Origin of the sequence: Psychrobacter sp. (assembly GCF_018260395.1) — a bacterium.
In the GTDB taxonomy this organism is placed as follows: Bacteria; Pseudomonadota; Gammaproteobacteria; order Pseudomonadales; family Moraxellaceae; genus Psychrobacter.
Map to the genome: position 1 here is coordinate 1 of NZ_JAGLBC010000130.1, position 6,516 is coordinate 6,516.

The 6,516-nt window shown below is 36.1% G+C and carries 7 protein-coding genes; 2 read left to right on the forward strand and 5 right to left on the reverse strand.

What is annotated here, in order from left to right:
• The first annotated feature begins 127 nt into the window (after positions 1-127).
• Entirely contained in the window at positions 128-1,177 is a 1,050-nt protein-coding gene (locus QZ265_RS09050) for a type IV pilus twitching motility protein PilT (protein WP_296405492.1), read from the forward strand.
• A gap of 145 nt (positions 1,178-1,322) precedes the next feature.
• Here the strand turns inward: QZ265_RS09050 and fur are convergent, their stop codons facing one another.
• A complete protein-coding gene (fur, locus tag QZ265_RS09055) occupies positions 1,323-1,778 on the reverse strand; it encodes a ferric iron uptake transcriptional regulator (protein WP_296405480.1) in 456 nt (151 codons plus the stop codon).
• 391 nt (positions 1,779-2,169) lie between these two features.
• Here fur and bamE point away from each other — a divergent pair, with 391 nt between their 5' ends.
• Positions 2,170-2,541, forward strand: a complete 372-nt coding sequence (gene bamE / locus QZ265_RS09060) for an outer membrane protein assembly factor BamE (RefSeq protein WP_296405482.1) — start codon at positions 2,170-2,172, stop codon at positions 2,539-2,541.
• Positions 2,542-2,759: 218 nt separating this feature from the next.
• Here the strand turns inward: bamE and QZ265_RS09065 are convergent, their stop codons facing one another.
• The 4 genes from QZ265_RS09065 to QZ265_RS09080 form a co-directional block, all read right to left on the reverse strand.
• Positions 2,760-3,116 carry an RnfH family protein gene (locus QZ265_RS09065; protein ID WP_296405484.1) on the reverse strand — a complete coding sequence of 119 codons (357 nt, stop codon included), beginning with the start codon at positions 3,114-3,116 and terminating at the stop codon, positions 2,760-2,762.
• Positions 3,113-4,222: a hypothetical protein gene (locus tag QZ265_RS09070; protein WP_296405486.1), complete on the reverse strand. Its 1,110-nt coding sequence runs from the start codon at positions 4,220-4,222 to the stop codon at positions 3,113-3,115. Before QZ265_RS09070 ends, QZ265_RS09065 begins: the two co-directional genes overlap by 4 nt.
• A 287-nt stretch (positions 4,223-4,509) precedes the next feature.
• Positions 4,510-5,175, reverse strand: coding sequence for a c-type cytochrome (locus tag QZ265_RS09075; protein ID WP_296405488.1), 666 nt, complete (start codon positions 5,173-5,175; stop codon positions 4,510-4,512).
• A 407-nt stretch (positions 5,176-5,582) separates the two neighbouring features.
• Entirely contained in the window at positions 5,583-5,891 is a 309-nt protein-coding gene (locus QZ265_RS09080) for a c-type cytochrome (protein WP_296405490.1), read from the reverse strand.
• Positions 5,892-6,516 lie beyond the last annotated feature (625 nt).

Genomic DNA, 6,516 nt, shown 5'->3' on the forward strand with positions numbered 1-6,516 from the left:
ATAGACTTGTTATGATACCAGTTGCGACATAATCTTTAACGACATTATTAATTCATTAAAAAGGATGTATTTAGTGACAAATAGGCCACACAAGGAAGTAGTCACCTTGAATAGTATTTAAAACCTACTGAGTTATGCCAATCAGTGCCAAGCTTCAGACTTACATTTATCGGCAGGCATGCCAGCAATGTTACGAATAGACGGAGACATGGTTCCACTAGATATTGCCGCCTTACAGCCAACGCAAGTTAATAATTATATTGTTAGCACCATGACCAATAGTCAATATGTTCTTTTTCAGCAAAATTTTGAAATTGATTATGCATTCTCATTACCAGATATTGGTCGCTTCAGAATTAATGCCTTCACTCAAAATAGAGGTTCAGCCGCTGTATTTAGGGCCATTCCCTCTAGTGTTCCTAATTTACAACACTTAAATCTTAATGAACAAGCAATACAAAACTCAACTCTATCAAGCTCTGGCAATACAGCTCCTACTATATCTTCTACCTTTGAGAAAATTGCCAAGTTCAAACAAGGCTTAGTACTGGTAACAGGTCCTACAGGCTGCGGCATATCTACCACAGTAGCCGCTTTGATTGATTATATTAATAGCAGCAGACCTGCTCACATTTTAACGATTGAAGACCCTATAGAGTTTATTTATGATTCAAAATTGAGTTTGGTCAATCAACGCCAGCTAAATCTGCATACTTTAGAGCTTAATATGGCTCTACGCTCAGCTTTAAGAGAAGATCCAGACGTTATTGTTATTGGAGAATTAAGAGACTTGAGTAGTATTCGGTTGGCGCTTACAGCAGCTGAGACAGGTCACTTGGTATTTGCTACCTTACATACTAATTCTGCAATAAAAACCATAGATAGAATCATAGATGTTTTCCCCGCTGCAGAAAAAGAGATGGTTAGAGCCATGTTGTCTGAGTCTTTACAGGCTATCATTTCTCAAGTTTTGCTTAAACGTCCCCACTCAGGTCGCATTGCGGCACATGAAATAATGATCACAACCCCTGCAATTCGTAACTTAATCCGTCAAAACAAGTTGGCTCAAATGTACTCTGTGATTCAAACTAGTAATAACTTAGGTATGTTTACTTTTGAACAAAGCTTTAAACGCTTGGTAGAGCTTAAGCTTATTGAACCTAGTCAAATAGTTTGATTGAGCTTTTTACTAATTGACTTAATCAGTTTGAATTATTGAAAGATAAAAAATATCAATCACTTAAAAAACTCGCTTTAAAACGAGTCTTTAAAATATACTAAATGCTGACTATGTTAACCAGTGCCATGTTAAACAACGCATATTAAACATTGCCATGCTTATTATTTTTTCTAGCTGAATCCTGACAGGCTTCATTTGCACATAGTCCATAAAGTACTAGGGAGTGACCCGATAATCTAAACCCTTGTTCTGCTGCAACTTTAAGTTGTTCTTGTTCGATAATAGAATTATGAAATTCAATAATCTTGCCGCAAACATCACATACCATATGATCGTGATGCTCGTCTTGGGTAATTTCGAACACAGATAAGTTATTCTCAAAATTATGGCGTTCAACAATCCCTGCCTGCTCAAATTGGGTCAGCACTCGATAAACAGTTGCCAATCCTACATCCTCTCCTTGCTCAATCAGAGCCTTATAAACTTCTTCAGCGCTCATATGATGATTTTCTGAACGTTCTAACAGTTCAAGAATCTTTATACGAGGTAAAGTAATTTTTAATCCGGCTTTACGAAGTTCTTGATTGGTAATTTTCATTGCTATCCTTATAACTTTATAATTTGTGAGTGAAACCCGTGTTAGACTATTAACTGGTATGTTGCTGAACTGCTAGCTGATTAAGTACTAACTATGAACCACTAAGCTATTAAATTATGCAAAATTAATTAAATACTGTCGTAAGTGGTAGGCAATTGCAAGTAATTGACGTATCATTTATCAAAACTAGCAAAGTTTGGCTAATCCAATTTAGGTTTATCACTATCTATTTTATTTTAGCTACTTTACTTCAGCTACTTTAACTTAGTTATCTTACTAAAACTTTAATGTCGGTTTATAATTACCAGAAATTTGGTAATTCTCATCACTGTCTTGAATCATTAGGATATTCGTCTAATGGTTAAATTAGGTCATTCTAAAACGTGAAATTATGAATATATTAAAAACTGTATGTTATCCAATTGCTATTGCCGCCACGCTATCTTTATCTGCGTGTTCAATCTTTGGTGTTTATAAAATTGATTTGCCGCAAGGAACACCAATTACACAAAAGCAAGCGCAGCAAATTCAACCGGGTATGAGCAAAAATCAAGTTTTATATTTAATCGGAAGTCCTGATGTGCGTGACACCCTTGCTCCAAATCGTTGGGACTATATTTACGATTATACACCAGGCACTTATGGTGAGCGTGAAGGCAAAAAGGTGATTAATAATGCCAGTCAACATCTTATCATTTATTTTGATAACTCTGATATAGTAACAAAAGTCGAAGGGCTTGAAAGTCTACCAATGACTAAATAGTCAATTGATAGATTTTCAAGGCTGTTTAACTCTGCCCCTTTTAACCTTTAAAGAGGGGCAATTGCTTTTCTTGAATTAAAGCTATTTTTCTAATTATAGCGGTCGCCACCGATTCTAGCTTTAAGGCAGTAGATGGCATCTGTTGATACCACAATTTTTATCCTTACATTTTATTTCTTATACCTATATACCTATATACGTAACTATCATAACAATCCCTATTGAGTAACCGCTCGTTTCTTACGCTTACGCATTGGGTCAATCGTTAATGGCCTATATATCTCAATTCTATCATGAGCCTTTAGCACATAATTTAATGGCTTTTTTTGAGAGAATATACCTACCAACCAACTTTTATTATCCACTTGATCCGCATCTTTATGTTGTTCACACCACTGTTTTAAAAAGGGATACTCGTGCATCCAGCCCACTTGCTGTAATGCTTGCAATATCGTAGTGCCTGAGCAAACTTCAATCTCGATGTAAACACTTTTAGTAGGCGACGGTGCATAAGCCAAACTTATAGGTATTTTAGGCTTATCATTAGCGCCACCTATAATATTAGCTACCATCATCCTAATAACCATCCTGCCACAGCAACAATGATTAAAATAGGTACAAAAATCCGAATGGCGACACGCCAAATGTTATAGATGCCTTCAGAGCCAAAATTTAGTGATTTACGCATATGACTAATTTTCATCTTCCAGCCAGAAAAAATTGCTAAAATCAATGCGCTAATAATACTAATAATGACCAAAACTATGGTTAAGCCCTTAGGCGTAGCTAATACTAGCATTAATACGGTTAGTACCATGCTAATGACAGTTGCAATCCAAATCCCAAAACGCTTGAACACGGTGGCTATTTGACTACTGGCATAATGTATAAAGAATGCAGAAGCCGTTAACACCCCGAATGCATAGATAATTGCCGTTATTGGTGAGAAAGTAGATGTTGTAAAGATTAACGCCATGCTACCGATGACTAACTGAGTCAGCCAGATTGGCAGTGCAGTTTTTGTAGCAATTTCACGAGTATTGCGCCCTACTTCTGAACTATGGTTAAGGTCACGGCTTACTAATGGATTATTAAACCAGAACAATCCTGTCCCAACGCCAACGCTTACCAAGGCAAGTACCACTGCTCTGCCCCACTCACCTAAGCTTGGCTCAGTCATGATAAGTGCCAAAGATGATAGGTTATTTACAGCAGCCATCACAAAGGCTACTGCAATTAATGCCACAGACACTGCCAAAGTGCCGCCGCCAAGCAAACTTAGCATACCGGCGATGATTACCATAATAACGGCTAAAGCGTATTGTGGTACATCAAAAGATATCCCTAATTCTTGTAAGGCTTGTAATAGATTGGCACTAACCGCATCAATACTTATTCCAGCGATAACTAGAGATAGCAAAACAGTCAGCCATACAAAACTACGCCATACCGTACTTGTGTCCGCTTGTCTAGTTAGTTCTTGAATCCCTTGTGCCGGTATTTTTTGGCTACGATGAGCCAAACCTATCTCGGCATACAATAAAGGCAATCCTACTACCACCATTGCCACTAACCACATTAACCAAAAATCAATTTGGCCGATAGGCGTTGGAACAAACCATCTAAATAGAAGTAATGGTAATAATGCAGCAATAAGTAAAGAGCCAAAACGATTATGCATGCTGATATCCATGGTTTAAAATTGTGTTAAAAGACAATCTGACTGAAGGTGAATAGCCAAATCAAAGTCATACAAGTATCTCAAAGATATTGGGCTATATTATCAACTCTAAATGACTAAGACTCATTTAGGCGCTATTAAAATTTTAATTATATAATAAACAAAAACCCCGAAGAACGGGGTTTGTACTTATAAAATTTCTTCAGCTGCATTAATGATAGTCGATTTAACAGTTATCATAATACAGTTATAATGATTAAGCTTGAAAACCTAACTAAGCCATTAAATTAATGAACTGCACTAACAAATTGCGATAAAATCTTGATATCACGATCGCTAAGTTTAGACGCAACCACTTGCATCATACCTTTATCGCCTTCTTTAGCACCGTCATTGAAACGCTTTTGATCTTTAGGAACATCATCATCGCGTCCTGCAGCACGGAATCTTTTTAGCTGTATGCCTAGGTATTCGGCATGTTGTCCACCAATACGTGGGAAGGCAGCGTATGCATTACCAGCTCCTTTAGGATCATGACAGCCTGAACAAGCAATCACACCACGCTTTTTATCACCGCCTAAGAATAAATGACTTGCTTCTTCAGCAGTGGCTGGATTACCTGCGAAAGCACCCCAAGGTTTTTGCTCAGAAAAATAACCAGCCACGTTCGCTAAATCTTGCTCATTTAAGTTAGCAATTTGGGCTTGCATAATACCGTTGATACGATAGCCAGTTTTGAAGTTTCTTAACTGTTTAAAAAGATAACGGACATTTTGACCAGCAAGGTTAGGCTGAGTTGGAACAACACTAACCCCCATCATGCCATGACAAGCAGCACAGTTGTTTTCAACAATTTTTTGACCGGCTGCAGCATCGTATTTAGGTACAGTGATAGCTGCACTGGCGCTGATACTGGCAACACATAGGCTGGTGGCAACGAGCAATTTTTTCATTGTAGTCTAATCCTACTAAGTCTTTCAGGCGGTAGCTAAGCAACTATAACTTTCAGGCTGATACGATGATAGTCAAACAATAAACATAAGGTATCACTTAATCCAAAAATATGGAAAAGCTATCAGCGCATGGTTCAGTTATAACTACTCACATAGATTAATTAATGCCATTATTATATCAATAGTTTTGTAAAAATAGCTACCTATCCGTGACATATTAGTCAGTATGTAGTAATAAACTGTACTTAAGCTAGCTTATAAATGCTAAAACCCTGATTTAATCAGGGTTTTAGGGTTATAAATTAAGTTTGTTACATAATCAAATGAGGCATAAATGATAGATAATTAATGCATTATTAAAAAATTTTTTTTAAGGAAAGAAAGTGCAATTTTTTAAAATGTAATTGCTATTTAGACATATAGTCAATTAACTCAGCATAGTCCTGACTGGTTTTACAATCCGCACATAACCCGCCAGCTGGCATCTGTTTACCACCTAATTTGACTGACTTTACCAAAGCTGGCATGCCTTTTTCAGTTTTTAATTTGTTCCAATATGGAGCATCACCTTTTTGAGGCGCATTGAATGCGCCACTAGAATGGCAAGTGGCACAGCTGGCATCATAGCGCTCTGCAACACCGGCGTTACTCAATGTTGGAATACTGGTTAGCGCTAGACCAGTCAACAGGGGTAATAGTAATTTATTAAACTTCATCGATGTTCTCCTTACCTTCGTTGACTTAGCTATAAGCTTAAATCGCTTCTAAAAAAAACCTTAGAATAAAATTAAAAAATCTTGATATTCAAAGTTTTCTTTAACAAACTAAACCTATGGCATAAACGAGGTATCGTAGACTTGTTGGCATAACTTCTCTGTTACCGCTTATTCTGAGTTACCGCTTATTGTAGTGACACCTTATTGGGCAATACTTGCTGGTATTAATGACTGAAACTATACAAAACTTGAATTCAGTAAACACTTATTCACTTAACTAATATTATGGAGGTATTTTAAATAATATCAATGATTAATTTAGTGTAGAAATATTTCTAACTTTGTACTAATTACTTATAACTAGCTACTTATAACTAAATCGGTAAGACTTATATTGGTATGACTTATATTAACATATGCTAATAAATTCAATTTTAAAGTTTTATGACTATTTACAAACATTGTTATTAACAAGATGTAATAAGATAAGTTTTGCTAGTAATCTTGATTGATGCAGTCTATAAGGAATTATATTTAAAAACTCTATAATTAACCTATTTCAATTTATTTATAATTGCATTTGAGATAGTAAAATATTGCTTTACTTTCGCCATTATCTTTCATA